The sequence below is a fragment of the Bradyrhizobium nitroreducens genome (assembly GCF_002776695.1).
GTDB classification, from domain to species: Bacteria; Pseudomonadota; Alphaproteobacteria; order Rhizobiales; family Xanthobacteraceae; genus Bradyrhizobium; species Bradyrhizobium nitroreducens.
Window position 1 is genome coordinate 6,197,063 of record NZ_LFJC01000003.1, and the last position, 20,248, is coordinate 6,217,310.

The 20,248-nt window shown below is 63.7% G+C and carries 13 protein-coding genes; 6 read left to right on the top strand and 7 right to left on the bottom strand.

The window, feature by feature from the left end:
* Window positions 1-52 precede the first annotated feature (52 nt).
* The 3 genes from tilS to TSA1_RS29645 all read left to right on the top strand — a co-directional run bounded on the left by tilS (window position 53) and on the right by TSA1_RS29645 (window position 4,940).
* Window positions 53-1,135, top strand: a complete 1,083-nt coding sequence (gene tilS / locus TSA1_RS29635; RefSeq protein ID WP_100181411.1) for a tRNA lysidine(34) synthetase TilS — start codon at window positions 53-55, stop codon at window positions 1,133-1,135.
* A 267-nt stretch (window positions 1,136-1,402) separates the two neighbouring features.
* Window positions 1,403-3,328: an ATP-dependent zinc metalloprotease FtsH gene (ftsH, locus tag TSA1_RS29640; protein WP_097659839.1), complete on the top strand. Its 1,926-nt coding sequence runs from the start codon at window positions 1,403-1,405 to the stop codon at window positions 3,326-3,328.
* Between the two features lie 166 nt (window positions 3,329-3,494).
* A complete protein-coding gene (locus TSA1_RS29645) occupies window positions 3,495-4,940 on the top strand; it encodes a hypothetical protein (protein ID WP_100179414.1) in 1,446 nt (481 codons plus the stop codon).
* Window position 4,941: 1 nt separating this feature from the next.
* Here the strand turns inward: TSA1_RS29645 and TSA1_RS29650 are convergent, their stop codons facing one another.
* The 4 genes from TSA1_RS29650 to TSA1_RS29665 all read right to left on the bottom strand — a co-directional run bounded on the left by TSA1_RS29650 (window position 4,942) and on the right by TSA1_RS29665 (window position 9,934).
* On the bottom strand, window positions 4,942-5,625 hold the full coding sequence (locus TSA1_RS29650; RefSeq protein ID WP_174719126.1) for a class I SAM-dependent methyltransferase: 684 nt from the start codon (window positions 5,623-5,625) through the stop codon (window positions 4,942-4,944).
* An 8-nt stretch (window positions 5,626-5,633) separates the two neighbouring features.
* Window positions 5,634-6,629, bottom strand: a complete 996-nt coding sequence (locus TSA1_RS29655; protein ID WP_100179416.1) for a glycosyltransferase family 2 protein — start codon at window positions 6,627-6,629, stop codon at window positions 5,634-5,636.
* 154 nt (window positions 6,630-6,783) lie between these two features.
* Window positions 6,784-8,346: a hypothetical protein gene (locus TSA1_RS29660; RefSeq protein WP_100179417.1), complete on the bottom strand. Its 1,563-nt coding sequence runs from the start codon at window positions 8,344-8,346 to the stop codon at window positions 6,784-6,786.
* 97 nt (window positions 8,347-8,443) lie between these two features.
* A complete protein-coding gene (locus TSA1_RS29665) occupies window positions 8,444-9,934 on the bottom strand; it encodes a hypothetical protein (protein WP_100179418.1) in 1,491 nt (496 codons plus the stop codon).
* 329 nt (window positions 9,935-10,263) lie between these two features.
* Between TSA1_RS29665 and TSA1_RS29670 the strand changes: the two genes are divergently transcribed.
* A complete protein-coding gene (locus tag TSA1_RS29670; RefSeq protein ID WP_097659833.1) occupies window positions 10,264-10,428 on the top strand; it encodes a Flp family type IVb pilin in 165 nt (54 codons plus the stop codon).
* A gap of 300 nt (window positions 10,429-10,728) precedes the next feature.
* Here TSA1_RS29670 and TSA1_RS29675 read toward each other — a convergent pair whose 3' ends face one another.
* From TSA1_RS29675 to TSA1_RS39060, 3 genes are all read right to left on the bottom strand, one after another.
* Complete coding sequence (locus tag TSA1_RS29675) at window positions 10,729-16,182, bottom strand: beta strand repeat-containing protein (protein WP_100179419.1); 5,454 nt, start codon at window positions 16,180-16,182, stop codon at window positions 10,729-10,731.
* 118 nt (window positions 16,183-16,300) lie between these two features.
* Window positions 16,301-17,032 (bottom strand): hypothetical protein, encoded by a 732-nt coding sequence (locus TSA1_RS29680; RefSeq protein ID WP_145984391.1) that lies wholly within the window; start codon window positions 17,030-17,032, stop codon window positions 16,301-16,303.
* A gap of 332 nt (window positions 17,033-17,364) precedes the next feature.
* The gene (locus tag TSA1_RS39060; RefSeq protein WP_145984392.1) at window positions 17,365-18,102 is read right to left on the bottom strand and encodes a hypothetical protein; all 738 of its coding nucleotides are present in this window, start codon (window positions 18,100-18,102) and stop codon (window positions 17,365-17,367) included.
* A 102-nt stretch (window positions 18,103-18,204) separates the two neighbouring features.
* Here TSA1_RS39060 and TSA1_RS29690 point away from each other — a divergent pair, with 102 nt between their 5' ends.
* Together TSA1_RS29690 and TSA1_RS29695 are read left to right on the top strand one after the other, a co-directional pair.
* Window positions 18,205-19,200: a M23 family metallopeptidase gene (locus TSA1_RS29690; protein ID WP_100179422.1), complete on the top strand. Its 996-nt coding sequence runs from the start codon at window positions 18,205-18,207 to the stop codon at window positions 19,198-19,200.
* 233 nt (window positions 19,201-19,433) lie between these two features.
* Window positions 19,434-20,114 (top strand): TetR/AcrR family transcriptional regulator, encoded by a 681-nt coding sequence (locus TSA1_RS29695; protein ID WP_100179423.1) that lies wholly within the window; start codon window positions 19,434-19,436, stop codon window positions 20,112-20,114.
* Window positions 20,115-20,248: the final 134 nt, after the last annotated feature.

The window sequence follows — 20,248 nt, forward strand, 5'->3', positions numbered from 1 at the left end:
TGGAGCTGCGCTAAACATTGCAGCCATCCGCTGGCGATTGCTGGGCAGCGTCATGTCAGACGATGACAATTCTCCGATCTCGACACGCGAGGCGAGCCGACTCTTCGCCGGCCTGAAGAATGCGCCCGCTTTAGTGCTCGCCGTCTCCGGCGGGCCGGACTCGGTCGCGCTGATGTGGCTGATGGCGCGCTGGCAGCGCAGCCTTGCGCGCGCACCGCGTCTCACTGTCGTCACGATCGATCATGGCCTGCGGCGCGAGGCGGCGCGCGAGGCGCGCGAGGTCGAGCGGCTCGCCACTGAGCTCGGATTGCCGCACCGGACCCTGCGCTGGCGCGGCGCCAAGCCGAGGACGGGGCTGCCGGCCGCCGCACGCGAAGCCCGCTACCGCCTGCTCGCAGAGGCCGCGCGTGCCGTCGGCGCCAGCCACGTGCTGACCGCCCATACCCGCGACGACCAGGCCGAGACCCTGTTGATGCGCCTGTTCCGCGGCAGCGGACTTGCGGGGCTGTCGGCCATGGCTCCGCTCAGCGAGCGCGACGGGATCATGCTGGCGCGTCCGCTGCTCGACGTGGCGAAGGCGCAGCTGATCGCGACCTTGAGGCGGGCGAAAGTCGACTTTGCCGACGACCCCACCAACCGCGACACCGCCTTCACCCGGCCACGGCTGCGCGCGCTGCTGCCGCTTCTCGCGGCCGAGGGTGGCGATAGCAGAAATCTGGCACGGCTCGCGACGCGGCTGGCGCGGGCCAATGCGGCGGTCGAGGTGCTGGCCGACGGCGCCGAGCGCTTCCTCCGTTTGCGGGATCGCGGCGATGCGTCGCAGGCGGGCGCTCGAAGCTTCGAGGCTTCGGCCTTCGCGGCCCTGCCGGAGGAGGTCCGGCTGCGGCTCCTGCTGCGGGCCATCAACGCGCTCGGGCATGAAGGGCCTGCGGAACTCGGCAAGGTCGAAACCCTGATGTCCGTGCTGGATCAGGCCATTGCGGCTAGTCTCCGCGCTCGCCCCGGTCGTCGCCCTGCCTTGAAGCAGACTCTTGCGGGAGCCTTGATCAGCCTTGCCGGCGGGCGTATCCAGATCGCACCGGCGCCGGCCAGGCGCCGCAAGGGCGGACAAGCTCGGGACGAGGGCGGATCATGACACCAGCCATTTCGGCCCGGCGCCGTCAGGACACCTTAACCAGGCCGGAAAAACCCAGCCCCAGGCGCCATTATTTCAGCGGGAATCGCTCTAAGATGGGCTAAATAGTCCCATCTCATTCCCTTGGCAGCGACCCGGGCGGCACCTAAATTGTATGCGTCTAACCGAGAGGATTCCTTGGGGATTTTCTCTAGCTTGCCCAAGTAACACCTGAAGGTAACTCCTGAAGGACCAGGCCGCGATCCGCGCGACCACGAAGGAAGATCGATGAACGCCAATCTGCGCAACTTCGCCCTCTGGGTTATCATTGTTTTGTTGCTGTTGGCGTTGTTCACGCTCTTCCAGAATCCGGGTCAGCGGGCCTCCTCGCAGGACATCGCCTTCTCCCAGCTCCTGAGCGAGGTTGACCGCGGCAATGTGCGCGACGTCGTGATCCAGGGGCCGGACATCCACGGCACCTTCACCAACGGCTCCAGCTTCCAGACCTATGCGCCGAACGATCCGACGCTGGTGAAGCGCCTCTATGACAGCAAGGTCCAGATCACCGCGAAGCCGCCGGGCGACAACGTGCCCTGGTTCGTCTCGCTGCTGGTCTCCTGGCTGCCCTTCATCGCGCTGATCGGCGTCTGGATCTTCCTGTCGCGGCAGATGCAGGGCGGCGCCGGCAAGGCGATGGGCTTCGGCAAGTCGCGTGCAAAGATGCTGACCGAAGCGCATGGCCGCGTCACCTTCGAAGACGTCGCCGGCGTGGACGAAGCCAAGCAGGACCTGCAGGAGATCGTGGAGTTCTTGCGCGACCCCGGCAAATTCCAGCGCCTCGGCGGCCGCATTCCGCGCGGCGTGCTGCTGGTCGGCCCTCCCGGCACCGGTAAGACCCTGATCGCGCGTGCGGTCGCGGGCGAAGCCAACGTGCCGTTCTTCACGATTTCGGGTTCCGACTTCGTCGAGATGTTCGTCGGCGTCGGCGCCTCTCGTGTGCGTGACATGTTCGAGCAGGCCAAGAAGAACGCGCCCTGCATCATCTTCATCGACGAAATCGACGCGGTCGGTCGTCACCGCGGCGCCGGTCTCGGCGGCGGCAATGACGAACGCGAGCAGACGCTGAACCAGCTGCTGGTCGAGATGGACGGCTTCGAGGCGAACGAGGGCGTGATCCTGATCGCCGCGACCAACCGCCCCGACGTGCTCGATCCCGCGCTGCTGCGTCCGGGCCGCTTCGACCGCCAGGTCGTGGTGCCCAATCCCGACGTCGTCGGCCGCGAGCAGATCCTCAAGGTTCATGTCCGCAAGGTGCCGCTGGCGCCCGATATCAACCTCAAGACCATCGCGCGCGGCACCCCGGGCTTCTCCGGCGCCGACCTGATGAACCTCGTCAACGAAGCCGCTTTGACCGCCGCCCGCCGCAACAAGCGGATGGTGACCCAGGCCGAGTTCGAAGAGGCCAAGGACAAGGTGATGATGGGCGCCGAGCGCAAGTCGCTCGTCATGACCGAGGAAGAGAAGCTCTTGACGGCCTATCACGAGGGCGGCCACGCCATCGTCGGCCTCAACGTGCCCGCGACCGATCCGATCCATAAGGCGACCATCATTCCGCGCGGCCGCGCGCTCGGCATGGTCATGCAGCTCCCCGAGCGCGACAAGCTGTCGATGTCTCTGGAGCAGATGACCTCGCGCCTCGCCATCATGATGGGTGGCCGCGTCGCCGAAGAGCTGATCTTCGGCCGCGAGAAAGTGACCTCGGGTGCGGCCTCCGACATCGAGCAGGCCACGCGCCTTGCCCGCATGATGGTGACGCGCTGGGGCCTGTCGGAAGAGCTCGGCACGGTGTCCTACGGCGAGAACCAGGACGAGGTGTTCCTGGGCATGTCGGTCTCGCGCACGCAGAACGCCTCTGAGGCGACCGTGCAGAAGATCGACTCCGAGATCCGCCGTCTGGTCGAGGAAGGCTACAAGGAAGCGACCCGCATCCTCACCGAGAAGCATGCCGATCTCGAAGCGCTGGCCAAGGGCCTGCTCGAGTTCGAGACGCTCTCCGGCGACGAGATCGTCGACTTGCTCAAGGGCAAGAAGCCGAACCGCGAGTCCGTGCTCGAGCCCACCACGCCGCGCGCCTCCGCAGTGCCCCCGGCCGGCAAGTCGCCGCGCCCGCGGCCCGATGCGGATCCCGGCCTGGAGCCGCAGCCGCAGGCGTGATCGCGAGCGACGGACGAGATTGAAAAACGCGGCGGAAACGCCGCGTTTTTTGTTGGCTGGCGTTTCGCAGGCAGGGTGCCCGGCGCGGCGCCCCTGGACTCGCCTCGCGGCAAATGCGCGAAACATTAAAGACGACCTTAACGCTTGCGTCCTACTTTGGCCCGCCATGACTGAGCAGGTCGTCCACAGCGCGGTTCAACCGTTTTCGGCTCGTGCAGTGCTCCCCTGGGCGGTGGGGCTCTGCATCTATGCTCTGCTGCTGCTCGCCGGGCCGCGACTGCTCGGTGATCCCGACAGCTATTCTCACATCGAGGTTGGACGCTGGATCATCGCGCACGGCACCCTGCCGACGAGCGATCCGTTCTCCTTTTCGATGCATGGCGCGCCCTGGATCACTTTCGAATGGCTGTCGGAGGTCATCTATGCCGCCGTCTACGCATTTGCCGGCTGGCCGGGCGTCGTCGCCATCGCGGCCGCGGCGATCGCGCTCGCCTTCGGCCTGTTCACGTTCTTCCTGCTGCGCGAGCTCTCGCCGACCCTGACGCTGCTGATGGTGATCGCGGCCGTCGTCCTGCTGGCGCCGCACATGCTGGCGCGGCCCCATGTCCTCGTGCTGCCGCTGATGGTGACCTGGGCGGCGGCGCTGGTCCGTTGCATGGACCGCGGCGGGCCTCCGCCCTATTGGGCGCTGCCGCTCTTGGTGCTGTGGACCAATCTGCACGGCAGCGTGGTGCTGGCGCTCGGGCTGATCGGCCCGGCGGTGCTCGAGGCGCTGCTGCGTGAAGAGCGGAGCGAATGGCCGCGCGTGCTGCTGCGCTGGCTGCCATTCTCGGCGCTTGCCCTCGCAGCGTCCTGCCTGACGCCGCACGGGCCGGAACCGCTGCTGATGCCGCTGAAGACGCTCGGCCTCGGCTCCGCCCTCGCCTGGATCGGGGAATGGCGGCCGCAGGATTTCAGTCATGTCGGCGGCTTCGAGTTGCTGCTGCTGGGGGGCATCTTCGCACTGTCGCGCGGCGTGACGCTGCCGGTGGTGCGGGCCCTCGTGGTGATCGGCCTGCTCCATTTCGCGCTGGCGCAGATCCGCAATGCGGATCTGCTGGCCATGCTGGCGCCGCTCTATCTGGCGGCCCCGCTGGGCCGGACGTTCGGCGGGCCGAGCCGGATCGATGGCGACGGCTCCTCGCGCGGCTTGAGCCTGGCCGCGGTTGCAGCCTTGGCGGCGATCAGCGGACTGGCCCTGGCGCGCGACATCCGGCCGGCGCCCAACATCACCCCGACGGCCGCCATCGCCCAAACCGACCTCGCCAAAGCGGGGCGCGTGCTCAACGATTATTCGTTCGGCGGCTATTTGATCTATGCCGGCATTCCCACCTTCATCGACGGTCGTGGCGAATTGTACGGGGGGCCGTTCATCGACCGCTACAATCGTGCGCTGGCGCTGATCGACCTCGGAGATCTCCTCAAGCTGCTCGACGAATACGACATCGGCGCGACGATGCTCTCACCGCGCACACCGGCAGTTGCGATGCTCGACCGGCTGCCCGCATGGCAGCGCGTCTATAGCGACGATGTGGCGGTCGTGCACAAGCGGCGAGATACGCCGCAAAGATAACTCAAGCGGTGCCGAAGGCGGCGTATTGGCCGCCGAGCCACATGCTGCTCAGGGCCCCCTCGAGCCTCCGCGCCGGTTTGCTGTCCCAGGGGAGCAGCAGGAAATGCCGCGCGCCGATCTCGCGCAGGCCGCCCGCGGCCATCAGTTTCCGCGTCGTGCCGGCACCGAGCAAGACGGCATCCCGATCGAACTCACAGCGCGCGACGGCGAGCCGCGTCAGCGGGTTGTACGGATTGTGCTCGATCACGCAGACAAGCCCGCCGGGGCGCGTCACCCGGCGCATCTCGGCGACGAACTGCGCCCATTCGGCCGGCACGATATGGTGCATCACGCAGATGGCCGTGACCAGGTCGAAGCTGCCATCGGCAAACGGAAACGTGCGGCCGTCAAACTCGCGGTAGTCGACCTCGCGGTTGTGGGCGCGAGCCTGCGCCAGGCTGGCCGAGGACACGTCGATGCCGCTCAGGCGGCCGACCATGCCGTGCAGCAGCGGGTGAAGGCTGCCGACGCCGCAGCCGACGTCGAGCATGTCGGGCCTTTCCGTGCCCAGCCGCTGCGCGATCAGATCGCTCAGCAGATCGGCCTTCGCCCGCATGAAGAAATCATGCGGCAAGCCCGAGAAGTCGATCGAGGATTGGACCACGTCCCGGTAGTTGTCGTGGTAGCCGTCGAAGAGTTCGGTCATGCGCAGGGTCACTCGTTGACGGCGTGGATCGCCGGTGTCGCCGCCGCCTCGTCGCGACCGAAACCGACGCGCGTCTGCACCACGTAGAGCGGGCGGCGCTTCACCTCGGCATGGATGCGGCCGACATAGAGCCCCACGATGCCCGTCATCAGCATGTTGATGCCACACAGCAGCGACACGACGACGATCGTCGAGGACCAGCCGGTCACGAGATGACTGTCCTTGCCGAGCCACAACAGGACCACCCAGCCGCCGTAGAGCAGCGCCAGACCGGAGACCGTCAATCCGCACCAGATCGCAAGCCGCAAGGGCAGGTCGGAAAAGCCGAGTGCGGCGTTCACCGCGAGGCGCACCATCTTGAACAGCGGGTATTTGGTTTCGCCCGCGGCGCGCTCGAGGCGATGGAAGGCGACTTCGGCCTGCCGGAAGCCGAGCCAGGCGATCATGCCGCGCACGAAGCGATCCTGCTCCGGCATCTGCATGAGAGCGTCGAGCACCTTGCGATCGATCAGGCGGAAGTCGCCGACATCGGCGGGGATGCCGACGGAGGACATCTTTCCGAGCAGCCGGTAGAACAGATGCGCGGTCGCACGCTTGAAGCGGCTTTCGCCCTCACGCGACAGGCGGCGGGCGTGGACGATGTCGTTGCCTTCCTTCCATTTCGCGATCAATTGCTCGATCACTTCGGGCGGGTCCTGCAGGTCGGCATCCATGACGATGATCGCGTCACCTTGCGCGGCGTCCATGCCGGCGGTGATGGCGATCTGATGGCCGAAATTTCGCGACAGACCGATGTAGCGAAAGCGCGCGTCGCGCGCGGCGAGCGCCCGCAGCACGATCGAGCTGGAATCGCGGCTGCCGTCGTCGACGAAGATCGCTTCCGCCGGCCCGTCGAGCCGGGACATGACCTGGTCGAGCCGGCGCAGGAGGACCGGCAGCACGGCTTCCTCGTTGAACACGGGGATGACGAGGCTGTAGCGGATCGATCTGGAATTGGCCGCCATGCGAGGGATTCCGGCTGGGTTGCAGGGGCGGAAGTCTAGGAGCCGGTGGTTAAGGTCGCCTTGCCGCAACCATTAAGTGTCTACGGCCCCGGGCATCGCGGGGAGGGAGGATCGGGATGGTGGTTAACCACTCTCGGGCGGCCGCGGCTTCGGTCTAGGGCTTGCGGCGGATCCTGTAGAGGACAAATCGCTCCGAGGTCTCCAGCACCTCCAGCAGATCCGGCAGCGGATTTGCGGCCGGCGATCCCAGCACATAGAGGAAGTCGAAGTCCCGGTACCAGGTGCGGACAAACGGCGGCGCGTCTGCCGGCGGCCGGCCCGTCGCGATCGCGGCAAGCAGGTCCGACGGCACCGGACCTCCATAGGGAATGGCAATATTGCGCACGGCCTCACGTGGCCGCACGGGTTGCTTGCCCGTTTCCGTGAACAGGTTGGGCACGAATGCGTTGGCATAGTGCACGGCCAGCGTCGGCGCATAATACATCGGATAGGAGGTGAGGTCGGCGAAGGGCGGATCGCCATTGTCGCCTATGCTTCCGACGAGAACGCGCGAGCCGCGATCGATCTTCTGGAACGAGGCGATGATGGCCGCATAGTCGGCGCGGTAAGGCAGCCAGACCGAAAGGACGACGGCGAGATTGAGCAGTATGATGCCGCTGATCCCAGCGAGCGCTGCCATTCTCCAGGCCCGGTTCGGCAGCGACAGCGAGCAGAAGGCCGGCAGGATCAGAGCCGCAGCGGGAATCACGCGAAGATCGACGAACGAGGTTCCGAACAATTTTGAGGGAATGACCAGATAGAGCAGCGCAAAGCCGGTCGCGAGCCAGATCCCGGCCGGCTCGAGCCTGAGGACGCCGCGCCGTGCGGCGAGCAGCAACGCGATCATCAGCGCCAGCCCTGTCGCGGCCGCGACCGTCAGATTGTAGCCGTTCATGATGCGGAGCGGCCAGACCGGCTTGAATCCGGGGAACCAGCTCGTGCCCTCGCTTCCGATCGAGCCTGCCGTGACATGCATGATCGCAAACAGCGCAAGTGCCGGGAGAGCCAGCGCGCCAAGCCGCGCGGCCGCGACGGGGTACGACATCTGCCGGCCGCGGATACGCGACAGCTCGAAAAGGCCAAGCGTCGCGCCGTAAATGCCGAGCGAAAAGAAATGCGCCACATATAGCGCGGTGACGAAGAGCAGATTGGCGGCGAAGCGCAGCGGCCAGGGGCCGTCGGCCAGCATCAGATAGACCGCGATGCCGAACAGTGCGAGGCCCAGCCCGAACTCGAAATTCACGAAGCCCCAGCTGAACGGCAGACAGTAGAGAAAGGCCAGCGCAGCGAAGCCGGCGAGATGGACCCGTCCCTTCCGGACCCATTCGAGCAGAAGCGCGCCGCCTATGATCAGCAATTGGCTCAGCAGCAGAAACAGCCGCGTGGCAGTCTCGACGCCCGTCAGCCGCGCCAATTGCGGGACCAGCAGATCCATTCCGAGATTGGGATAGAATGCCCACGCCACTTCGTAATGCGGATTGGCATCGGGGGCGCCGTTCTGGCTCAGAATGTACATGCGGGCGAGATGGTTGGGATAATCGACCATCGCGGGAATGGGGGTCAGCAGCACCGGCAGAAGGGAGACCGCCGCCAGCACCGCGAGAACGATGATCGCGACGGTTCGCTCCGAGCCGGGATGAGCCGGAATTGTCAGGGGCGGCTTGCTGGAAGGAGCCATGTCATGGGGTCGCTGAGGTCTCGGCGCGGTGTGCCAGCTCGCGCCGGCGTCACCTCTAGAAGCATGTCTCTCGTTTTCGAGCCCGTGAAGCAGCTCCTCACTTCGACGGCGCCGCGGTCGCGCCGTCTGCGGGGTCTCGCACGTGGATCACGGCGATGTCGTCCGCGTAGATCCGCTTCCAGCCCTTGAGCTGGTCGAGGATCTGCGGGCCCGGCGCATCGGCGACCAGGAGCGTCGCATCGATCTTGTACTCATCCAGCAGGCGCGGCAGCAATTCGGGCTTCTTGCCCTCGGTCGCCTTGAAGAAGTCCATGACGAATTTCTCGCCGTAGAGCTCGGCGCGGCCGTCGACGAAGACGGGAATGTCGCGCGAGATCAGATAGCCGCCGAACTGATAGGCGTTGAAGATGCGCTGCGGCTTGAGCTTCTCGAGCAGGTCGACGGCCGCAACCGGCGTCTGCGCCATCGTGAAGGTGAAGCGGTGGTGTCCCATGTAGAGCACCGTCGAGGTCCAGCTTGCCGCCACGATCATCAGCGCGCCTGTGATGGTGACGTAGCGGGCCGGCCATCGGTCCGCGCCGGTGGCGTCGGCTGGAGCGCGCGGGAACATCTGGCCGAGCGGCTTTGCCAGCACCAGCGGCACCAGGAATGCAAAGGCCTCGATGCTTCTGACATGGGTCAGCGCGCTCCAGGTCAGGAACAGGATCAGGAAGATCCGCGGCGCCGACAGCACGAGACCGCGATAATAGCCGAATGCGATCAGGCCGAGCAGGGCGCCTTCGAACGCGTTGAACGTGGCGAAGTTCGCCGGCATCCATTCGAAGATCAGCGAGAGCAATTCGCCGAGGCCGAGAATGTTGGTCGCGCCTTGAAGCGTGCGCCAGCCATAGGGCGTGCAGCAGCTCGCGATCAGCGCGGCGATGCCGAACAGCACCCAGCGCGTGAAGAGCTGGAGCCGTCGTCCTTTCTCGGCATGCTCGACCGCCTCCAGCGAGATCGGGCCGATCAGCGCGAGTCCCAGCACGAAGCCGCCATGCAGATTGGCCCAGAGCGCCATCAGCGGCAGCCAATACCAGGATGGCGCGCTCCTGCGGTCGGCAGCCGCCATCAACAGGCCCACCCACGCCACCATGACGGGCAGCGCCAGGATATGCGGCCGCGCCAGCACGTGGTGGATCGACAGCAGCAGCGCCAGCATCGCGAACAGCACGGCGCGCGGGGCTTCGATCTGCGCGTCGAGCAGATAGACGAAGATGGCGACCGTGAGCGCGATCCCGATCGCGGTGATGATGACCGGACCCGCCCAGCCCCATTGCGCGTGGGACCAGGCGAACAGCACTTGCGACAGCCAGGACGTCGAGATCCACGGGGCGCCCGTTCGCGTGAAGGAATAGAAGTCGATCGTGGGCATGGCGCCGTGGTCGAGGATCCATTGCCCGATCTTGATCTGCCAGAACGAATCGGAGTCAGAAAGCAGCGTGTCGCCGACAAAGAGGTAGAACAGGTAGGCGCCGGCACCGACGCATAGCGGCACCAGAGCCCTCGCGCGGCTCTGCACCGCGATGCTGTTGGCAAAGGAAAGGGACATGCCGCCTCGTCATTCTGTTGTTCTCACCCGAAGCGCGATGAACGATTCATCCCGTGCGCTTCGGTTCGAGCGGGCGGCATTGGACCACGGCGGTCATAACTTCGGGTAAACCAGCAGCCTCAGGCCGCCTTCATGTCCCGACAATTTAACGGATTGTTTTAGATTTCGATTTACCATCGCCGAATACGCACAAACCGCTCGGTCTTTACGCAGTCGAATTAACTGCGGCGCAATTCTTTGCCTCTACGTTCGGTTCCATGGTCGGGCGGCGCTGGGAAGCCGAAAAGACCAGATCAGTTGTAGCCTCGTGTACTCATTTGGAGCACTCTATGAAGAACCTCGTTGCGCGTTTCGTGAAGGATGAATCCGGCGCCACCGCCATTGAATACGGCCTGATCGCCGCCGGCATCGCGCTGGCGATCATCACCGTCGTCAACAACCTCGGCACCACGCTGAACACCAAGTTCACCTCGATCTCGTCCAGCCTCAAGTAAGAGCGGACGATCTAGAGATTTCCGGGAGCCCCGTCCTCGACGGGGCTCTTTTCTTTGGGCCGGCTTGTCAGGTCGACCTCTCAAGTTTCTTGGGCGATGCTTGCCAGTCCGGTCGAGGTAGAATGTCGCGACTCAGATCGAGGCCTCGGCGAGCGCGATACCGGCAGCGACGTCGATGATGTCATGCGCGCCGATCACCGGCGTCGCCAACGATCATCAGCAGGTTGAGCGCGGCCGAGATGCCGCGGAGGCCGCGCACCGGCCACGGCGCCCACATGCAGAGCACGGCCGATGCGGCGGTCAACTCAGGATGAAGTCGTCCGCGAACGTGATCTGACCCGGCATGACATTCGCCAGCCAGATCTCGGAGGATCCGAATTGGACGAGCACGCCGCCCTCCGCATATTCGGTCAGGGTGACGCTTTCCGCCGCGTTCTCCGCGGTGACGCCGGTGCCGCGCATGTCGATCCTGTCGCTCCCGTCGGTGAAATCATCGACCTGGAACGCGCCGCTGCCGGCGTTGAACACCAGGACGTCGGCGCCGTCGCCGGTTGTGATCCACTTGACGCCGCCCTGTCCCTGGAAGGTGTCGTTGCCCGCGCCACCTTGCATGACGTCATCACCGGCGCCGCCGCGCAGGACATCGTTGCCGTCCTCCCCGAACAGCACGTCGTTACCGCTGCTCCCGGTGATGATGTTGTCGAGCGCGTTGCCGGCCGCGGTGAAGCCGCCGCTGTTCGTCCCCGTGAGATTCTCGAAGTTGTCGCCGAGCGTATAGGACGAGAGTGAGGTCTGCACCTCGTCGATGCCTTCATTGGTACTCTCGGTGACGACGTCATTGCTGGAATCGACGATATAGATGTCGTTTCCGGTGCCGCCGTTCATGGTGTCGTTCCCGGCTCCTCCGTCCAGAACGTCATTGCCGCCCAGACCGTTCAGGGTGTCGTTGCCGCCGAGCCCGTTGAGCGCATCGCCCTCGTTCGTGCCAATCAGCGTGTCGGCCGCCGACGTCCCGCTCTGTGTGGTGCCTGCGACGTCCGTCACCGTCAGCGTGAAGACCTTGTCGAAGCTCAGCCCGCCCTGATCGACGATACGAACCGCGACATCGTGCGAGGTAGCAGTCTCGTAATCGAGCAACGTTCCGTTCGCGACCGTGATCTGGCCGGTCGCGGCATTGATCGCAAAGCGGCCGCCGGCATTGTCCGTGAGTGAATAGCTCAGCACGGCTCCGGCGTCGGGATCTACGCCCGTCACCGTTCCGACAACGGTCCCATTGGTCGAATTCTCCGCAATCGAACCTCCGCTCAAGGTCGCGTTGGTCGGAGCATGATTGTCTCCGCCGCCGGCAGTGTCGAAGATGAAGTCGTCGAACGTGATCTGGCCCGGCATGATGCTCTCGAACCAGATCTGCGAGGTCCCGAATTCCACCAGAACGCCGCCTTCCGCATATTCGGTCAGGGTGACGTTCTGCGCGGCATTCTGCGCCGTGACACCGGTGCCGCGCATGTTGATCTTGTCGTTACCGTCGCTGAAGTCGTCGACCTGCAAATATCCGCTGGCGCCGTTGAGGATCAGCGTGTCCTGGCCGCTGCCGGTCGTGATCCAGTTCTGGCCGCCTTGGCCGTCGAAGATGTCGTTGCCGGCGCCGCCCTGCAGAACGTCGTCGCCGGCTCCACCCAGCAACGTATCGTTGCCGTCACCGCCGAACAGGACGTCGTTGCCGCTGTTGCCCTTGATGACGTTGTCGAGGGCGTTGCCGCTGGCGGTCAGCGCCGTAGACGTCGTGGCCGTCACATTCTCGACGTTCGCGCCGAGCGCATAGCTCGACAGCGAGGTGCGAATCTCGTCGATCCCCTCGTTGGCCGTCTCGTTCACGACGTCGCCGGCCGCGTCGACGATGTAGACGTCGTTCCCGGCGCCGCCGGTCATGGTGTCGTTGCCCGTACCTCCGTCGAGCGTGTCGTTGCCGCCGAGGCCGTTCAGAACATCATTGCCGTCAAGTCCGTTGAGGACGTCGTTTTCTTCCGTGCCGGTCAGGGTGTTGGCCGCCGAGGTGCCGTTCAGGGTCGCGCCCGCGACGTCGGTGACAGCGAGTACGAACACCTCGTCGTAGGTCAGGCCGCCCTGGTCCGTGACCCGGACCGTCACGCTGTGCGACGTTGCGGTTTCGTAATCGAGCAGCGCACCGTCGGCGACCGTGATCTGGCCGGAGGTCGCATTGATGGCGAAGCGTCCTCCGGCGTCGTCGGTCAGGGAATAGGTCAAGACGGCGCCGTTGTCCGGATCGACGCCGGCAACGGTTCCGACGACCGCGCCGTTGCCGGAGTTTTCGGCAATCGTGCCGCCGCTCAAGGTCGCATCGCTCGGAGCCTGGTTACCCGCTTCGTTGACGTCGGTCACGGCAATCGTGAAGGTCTTGTCGAAGGACAATCCGCCCTGATCCACGACATGAACAGTAATGGCGTGGGACGTCGTTGCCTCATAGTCGAGCAGCGAACCATCGGCCACGGTGATCTGGCCGGTTGCTGCGTCGATCGCGAAGCGTCCGCTGGCGTTGTCCGTCAGCGAATAGGTCAGGACGGCTCCGGCATCGGGATCGACGCCGGCTACGGTTCCGACGATGGTGCCGCTCGCCGCATTTTCGGCTACCGAGCCGCCGGCCAGGGTCGCGTCGGTCGGTGCGTGGTTGACGGATTCGCTGACGTCGGTGACTTCGATGGTGAACGATTTGTCGAACGTCAACCCGGTCTGGTCCGTCACGCGTACGATCACGGCGTGCGACGTCGCGCTTTCGTAGTCGAGCAGGGCGCCATTGGCCACCGTGATCTGCCCCGTGGCTGAATCGATCGCAAACCGTCCGCCAGCGTCATTCGTCAGGCTGTAGGTCAGCACTGCGTCCGTGTCCGGATCGACACCGGCGACGGTCCCGATGACGGTCCCGTTGTTCGCATTTTCCGCCACCTGGTCGCTCGATAGCGTCGCGCCCTTTGGGGCATGGACGGCGGCAAGGATGTCGTCGCGTCCCCAGATCGTTCCGTTTGCGAACACGATCTGGTCGAATCCCATGCTCTGGTCCGAATAGGGCTTCACCGTGATCGTCTCGCCGGTCTCGTAAACCGTGATCAGAATCGAATGGTCCGGCAGGCTGCTGACGCCGATGTCGGCCGGATTGAGATCGGACAGGCGCAAGGTGCCGCTGTTGTCTCCGAAATCCTCGATCGTATCGTTGCCATCGCCCTTGGCGTAAACGTAGATGTCGCCGTACTCGCCTCCGTAAAGGTGGTCGTTTCCGTGCCCTCCGACGAAGACAGTTGGCTGCCACTCGCCATTGATCTGCTGGGCCTTGGTGTAGAGCTCGTCGTTGCCGTCCGTGCCACGAACGGTTCGCATTGCTTCAAGGATGTGTTCGCGGGTCCACGTCGTTCCGTCGGCGAATTGGATCTCCTCGATCCCCTCCAGCCCGGCCTCCGCGAATTGATTGGTGATCGTGATGGTCGAGGGTTGCGTTCCGAGCACGCTGATAAAGAGATCGGACCCGCCGCCGCTGATCTCGATATCCGAGGCATTGAGATCGGTGAATGCGAGAACATCGACATCGTCGGACGCGCCGTCGTAGTCCATGACGTAGTCGTCGCCATCTCCGCGTGCGTAGCGGTAGATGTCGGAGCCCGCGCCACCAAGCAGCAGATCCATCTCGCCACCGCCGGTGATCTCGTCATTCCCGGCGGTGCCTTGCAGAAAATCGATATCCGCCGTACCGGCGACCTCGGTAAGTGTCTCCAGAACCTGGAAGAGTTCAGAGCGTCCCGCCTTGTTGGCTTGGTTGGCTTGCGCTTCCAGGCCCAACGCTATCCGCAGAGACTCCAGATATGGCGTCAGGATAAATCGTTCCGACGACCAGCCATTCCTGTTCTCCTCATAGTGCTGCTTGGCCTTCGAGGCGAATTTCGCGGGATCATAGACGTCCAGGCCGAAATCTCCGGTCTGATAGTTCTTGGCGAGGATGTAGTCCGGATTGGCGTCCGATCCGTTCAGGATGACCAGGCTGTGACCGGTGTTGATGAACGTACCGGCATCACCTCCCTGTCCGAAGTAGAAATGGTTGTATCCTTCGAGATAATTGCCCTTCAGGTCGGCATATTCAACAAAGGTATGCGTTAGCTCGGGCTGAGTGATCTCGCCGTAATCGGCTTCGTCTTCGGAGGAGTCCCATCCGAAGAAGAGTTTGTCTGCGGCGTCACTGTCCAGGACGATGTCGCCCCATCCGAGGTAGAACTGATCGCCGCCGGCGCCTCCGGTCAACCGATCGTTGCCCGCCCCGCCGAACAGCTTGTCGTTGCCAGCACCGCCCGACAGCTTGTCTTCGTCGGCCCCGCCGAACAGCTGATCATTGCCCTCGGCACCGTAGATCTCGTCGTTCCCGGCATCGCCATAGAGCTTGTTGACGACGTTGGTATCGTTCTCGCCGGGGACGCTGGATCCTCCCCTGATGACGTCCTTTCCATCGCCGCCGTGGATGATGTCGGCGCCGATGCCGCCCCAGATCTCGTCCATCTCGGTGCCGCCATCGATCGTGTCGTCACCGGCTCCGCCCTCGATGTAATCCGCGCCATCGTCGCCGAAGAGCTGATCGCCGCCAGCGCCGCCGAATATCTGATCGTTGCCGCCGCCACCGTGGATGAAGTCGACTTCTCCATTGCTCGAACCGGCCGGGCTGTCGCCCCACAAAACGTCGCCGCCGCTGCCGCCGCGAATGGTGTCCGATCCCATCCCGCCATAGGCATAGACCTTCCCGGTGGCGGCCCACAAGTCGAGATTGTCAACTCCGTTGCTGCCGAAGACCGCGATCTTCGCGGCTTGAAGGTTCAGGCCGTGCAAGTCGCCGCTAACGGAGATCTCTTGCTTCAGAAAATACTCGACCTCGCCATTGCCGAAGCTGTCCTTGCTGTACATTTGCAAGCCAAGCTTTGCGCCGGTCTGCATGATCGTGAAGTCCGCGCCTGACAGATACGGAGTCAGAAGATCGGAGTTTTTTGCTGGCGTGCCATTGGCGTCGACCCCTGTCCCGTTTGAAATCTTGGTCGCCGCGTCTCCCATCGCGCCGGCGATTTGGGCAAGATAGTCTCCAGCGAGGACGTCATATCCGATGTTCTCGTTGCCGTTGATGTAGACCGCGACACGAGAATTGACGTTGAACTTGCCGGCCGAAAAATTGAGAAGGCTCAGGGCCGCGTCGATGGCCGACTTGCCTTCCGCTGCAAGACCATTGCGGTAGACCACGCCGGACACGCTCTGGCCGGAGCCGTCCGTAATTTCGAGCCTCGTCGATGCGACGCCGAATATTTCGTAGATCCGATCGGCTACCGGCTCGGCAAACGCCTCGTAGACCCATGATGCAAGTGCCGCGGCACCACCAGCCACCGCAACTTCAAGGGCAATCGGAAGCGACGCCCCGCCCAATATGCCGAGCGCCACCGCTCTCAGCGCCAGCGTCAAGGCTTCGGCGATTTCAGCTTTGGGTCCGGTGTCCGCGATGATCTTGACCCCGTCCAGGTAGAAGAAGCCGTCCTCCCTGGTGATCACCTTGTTGATCTCATTGGCGGTGCTGCCCGGACCGAAATATTTGTAGAGAAACTTGATCGGCAATGAGCCCGCGTCGGTTTGCAGGAGAGGATCGAGAGCACCGTCCAGGAATTCCCCAAGTGCCTCGGTGACTTTCGAAGGCTCCGGCGGCGTTACGGTGTAGTATTCCATGATGTTCTCTCCCAGGTCTCTTGTGGTGGCAGCATTCATCGGCTGGCCGAGTCACGCTCGGCCAGTTGCTCGTCTTCTCGGTTGATTGAAGCGGATCGTTCCCGTCGTGGTGAGGCGCTTACCGCTGTGGGTCTCTGTGAAATTCCATCATTGTTCGAGGCGGGATTTCCTGACATTGCATGACGGTGCGAGGTCTCGACGCATCGCCCTCGATGCCTTCGATCGTGACGGTCTGGCGGCTTCTGCTCCAGACGACCCGGCGAGGGACATCGAAATTCATCGACAGCGTGATCTCATCCTGGCCCGCAGCGGTGACCTCGCCGCGAAACCCTCTTCCCTCCTTGCCGCGCTCGAAGAGTGCTTGTTTCGAAGCTGCATCCATCGTGAAGTACATGTCTCCTGCGTCCTCACAGCGGACGGAGATCGGATGCTGAATTGGGTCGCGAACCCGGAAGCTCAAAATGCTCCTTGGCGGGAGGACGGTGCACTGATGCGTCAATGTCGGCCGGAAGGTGGGGTCTTCAAGTCCCGGCCAGCTCATCGTCTTTTGATTGCGATCAAAGACCAGGTCGAGCCGTCCGGGACGGACGCGCAGCACGAATTCGATCTTTCCATCATTCGTGGAAATGATCTCTCCCGAATGTGCATTGATACCGAAATACGTCTCGACGTTGATCGGCGGCGTTTCAAAAACGACGGCTTTGGCATCGACGTCGAACGTCGCAAAGTAGGGGCGGACGGGAATGCCCCCCTCACACCGCACGGAAAATGGCTCAGCGGCTGCTGCGGGATCCGGCGTCAGCATGAGAAGCAGAATGAGCGCGAGAGGGAGGCCTGCGAGCCACTTCATGTCGCACACTCCGTTCGCGCATGAGAGCATCGCCCGCGGCCTCGCAGCAGCGAAGAGCAGTTTAAACTCTCGACATTACCTGGCGATAAATTGGCCGGGTGGCCTTGGTGAGCACGCAATGAACCTGCGCCGCGCAGAGAGTCTCTGAAGGTATTCCGAACGCCAGTCACGACCACGGTCCCCGAACATCGATGCCGCCTGCACACTGCGCGCGGGCCGACATCAACGTCCGGTTGCGGACCCTACATGAGAACTTCGAGATGTAAAGAAGCGGCACGCAACCTCGCGCTTTTCCGAGGATGTGGCGCGCTGACACGTGAAGCAGAGAAGATTCAAATCAAATTTGGAACCTGCAAGTCCAAGCATTTGAAGATGCTCATTCGATCGCTGTTCAATCGCGATCGATTTCGTTTGCCAATGACCGCAGTGAGACAGCGAATGAGATCGCGCTCGTTTTGCTTGCGGCAATTTGCCACCATTTTGAAGCCGGTTCCTTCGCGAACCTCTGGGCAAAATTGGGGAAGACGATGAGATGCCGAGTGCTGAACGATTCTGAACACGATGAATTTGACGGCTTGGCGGGCGCGCAAACTTCGCGCAATGATATCGATCTTCAGCGGCGCCGATACGAACGTGGGGCGCGGACGAAGAGGCCTCGTTCCGACGATGCTCTGCGATGACCTGCTCCTCGAGGCCCAGGAGCCAAACACCAAGTGAGACCCGTGAAGGTCAGATTGCACGTCCCCATGCCGTTCGTCGGTGCCGTAATAGCGATTATAGCGGGGGTGCATAGCGTCTACAGGCTGAGCCAGTGGCACTCTGCCGGAACGCTCTGGGCGAATTTTCGTAGCAGAGGCGAGCGCAGTCACCATCAGCTGATCACGTTTGCCGACCATCCATTCAACTTCGTCGGCTTGTTTGGGCTTCATCTGCTGTTCATTCTGATAGGCTGCTTGGGATTCGTTTTCATCGCACGAGAGATGCGGGCTTGGCTTGAGCGGCACAAATCCGGCTGATAGGGATGGATCGTCGCCTTCGTGGGTGATCCTTCCCGGTACTGTTGGCTTCACAGTGTACCGATGTTGGCCAAGGTTCTTGGGACATCAGGAATGAAAGTCTCGCTTCCAGACTACACTTTGTCGCGCGCCCCTGCGTCAGAGCGGACGGATCGGATGAGAGCGCTTGTGTCTGTATTGGTGGTCTGCTCGGTCATCACTTGCGCGTCGGTGGCTCGCGGCTCCGAGCTGCAGCTTTTCGCTTGGCCGGTGGCTTGCAGCCTGGGAACGACCTGTTTCATCCAGAACTACGTCGACCATGATGCCTCCGACAAGATCTCGGACTTTCGATGCGGTCACCGAACCTATGACGGTCACGATGGCACCGACATCCGGCTGCCCGATCTGGACGTTCAGAGAAGTGGCGTCGAAGTCGTTGCCGCCGCCCCCGGGCGCGTTGCCCACACGCGCGACGGCATGGATGACGTATCGGTCAAGGTCGTCGGCAAAGCCGCAATAGCCGGCAAGGAATGCGGCAACGGCGCGGTCGTCGAACATGGAAATGGCTGGAGCACGCAGTACTGCCACATGGTCAAAGGAAGTGTCAGAGTTAAACCTGGTGACAGGGTAAGCTCCGGGCAGGCACTTGGGCTGGTGGGTCTGTCCGGAAACACCGAGTTTCCACACCTGCATTTCACGGTGAGGCATGACGGGGTCGTCGTGGATCCCTTTGCCGAAGGGGCGAAAGGCGAGTGCAGCGGCGGTCGTTCGCTGTGGCAGCCCGCGCTGGAGTCCGTTTCGAACTATCGGCCGACCGAGATCATCAACGTCGGCTTCGCTGATCGAGCGATGACCATGGACGAGATCGAGACCGGAGAGGTGAAGCAATCTCCGCCCGGCTCTCATTCTGCCGCTCTCGTTGCGTATGTTCGCGCAATCGGACTTCAGGCGGAAGACGAGCAGGCCATCGAGTTGAGGTCACCTCAGGGGCAAGTCATCGCGGAGTACCGCGCACCGAAGCTGCCGCGGGACCAGGCCCAATATTTCATCTCGGCCGGAAGGAAGCGCGGAGGCTCCGTCTGGCCGCCCGGCACCTATACGGCAACCTTTGTCCTTCGCCGAAAAGGGGCTGAGATCGAGCGGCGGTCTTTCCAGGCGGACATCGCGCAATAGCAGCTCGCTCCTGGAGCCCAGCAACCTCGCCAGTCCCCTTGGGCAGCTCGTGGCGAGGCCTTCACGACCAGGGGTGACGCTCCAGTCCGGCCGCCGTGGCGCGCCACGCATTTCCCATCTTGTCATCTACCCTGAATAGTTGTTCAGTCCTTGCGGGGCGATTTGCATCTTTTGACGTGACGAAGCGTTCGGCCGCAGGGCGTGCGGCAGGCGTGTGAGACAGGAAGCGCGCCATGGTTTATCGGCGGACGCATCAAGTGGTTAAGCGCCTTGCGGCGCGGCGCAGCGCGATTCTCGCGGCGGCGCGGGAGGCTGCGGCGGAAGGCGGGATGGCGGCGGTGCAGATCGCCCCGGTCGCGGTCCGGGCGAATGTCGCGGCTGGAACGGTCTACCGTTACTTCCCCTCCAAGGCCGAGCTGATCTCCGAACTCATTGCAGAGGTCTCCCGCGACGAGCTCGCGGCGATCCGCCGGGCTGCCGATGCCGCGCCGGGGCCGTCCTCGGCGCTGGCGGCCGCCGTGACGACGGTGGCGGTCCATACGCTGTCGCAGCGCCGGTTGGCCTGGGGCATCCTGGCCGAGCCTGTCGATGTCGATGTCAGCGCCTCCAGGCTCGCTAGCCGGCGCGAGATTGCCGGCGAGATTGCCGCCCGGATCGACGCTGCGGTGCGTGCCGGCCACCTGCCGGCGCAGGACACCGCGCTCGCCGCCACCGCTCTGCTCGGCGCGCTGCACGAGGCCCTGGTCGGCCCGCTCGCGCCCGACAATCTCGATGATCCCGTCAAGATGCGCGATGCGGTGCAGACCGTGACGCTGCTGGCGCTGCGCGCCGTCGGCGTCATGGACGCCCGCGCCCGTGGTCTGGTGGTGCAGCAGACACTGCTGCCGACGACGAAGGCGCTGGTGGGGGCGTAAAATCGCCGCGCGACGGCGGTGGCGCCCTGACCCCGCTCAGGTCATTGCCTGAGCACACCTTTTCACAAAACCCGCGCACGTTCTCCGAAGATGCCGGCTACTGTGCATGGGGTTGTTTTCGAGATTTTGGTTTT

Excerpts from the sequence above, each read along its gene's own strand:
- tilS (WP_100181411.1), top strand. The coding sequence starts at position 53 with ATGTCAGACGATGACAATTCTCCGATCTCGACACGCGAGGCGAGCCGA.
- ftsH (WP_097659839.1), top strand. The coding sequence starts at position 1,403 with ATGAACGCCAATCTGCGCAACTTCGCCCTCTGGGTTATCATTGTTTTG.
- TSA1_RS29645 (WP_100179414.1), top strand. The coding sequence starts at position 3,495 with ATGACTGAGCAGGTCGTCCACAGCGCGGTTCAACCGTTTTCGGCTCGT.
- TSA1_RS29650 (WP_174719126.1), bottom strand. The coding sequence starts at position 5,625 with ATGACCGAACTCTTCGACGGCTACCACGACAACTACCGGGACGTGGTC.
- TSA1_RS29655 (WP_100179416.1), bottom strand. The coding sequence starts at position 6,629 with ATGGCGGCCAATTCCAGATCGATCCGCTACAGCCTCGTCATCCCCGTG.
- TSA1_RS29660 (WP_100179417.1), bottom strand. The coding sequence starts at position 8,346 with ATGGCTCCTTCCAGCAAGCCGCCCCTGACAATTCCGGCTCATCCCGGC.
- TSA1_RS29665 (WP_100179418.1), bottom strand. The coding sequence starts at position 9,934 with ATGTCCCTTTCCTTTGCCAACAGCATCGCGGTGCAGAGCCGCGCGAGG.
- TSA1_RS29670 (WP_097659833.1), top strand. The coding sequence starts at position 10,264 with ATGAAGAACCTCGTTGCGCGTTTCGTGAAGGATGAATCCGGCGCCACC.
- TSA1_RS29675 (WP_100179419.1), bottom strand. The coding sequence starts at position 16,182 with ATGGAATACTACACCGTAACGCCGCCGGAGCCTTCGAAAGTCACCGAG.
- TSA1_RS29680 (WP_145984391.1), bottom strand. The coding sequence starts at position 17,032 with ATGAAGTGGCTCGCAGGCCTCCCTCTCGCGCTCATTCTGCTTCTCATG.
- TSA1_RS29690 (WP_100179422.1), top strand. The coding sequence starts at position 18,205 with ATGAGAGCGCTTGTGTCTGTATTGGTGGTCTGCTCGGTCATCACTTGC.
- TSA1_RS29695 (WP_100179423.1), top strand. The coding sequence starts at position 19,434 with ATGGTTTATCGGCGGACGCATCAAGTGGTTAAGCGCCTTGCGGCGCGG.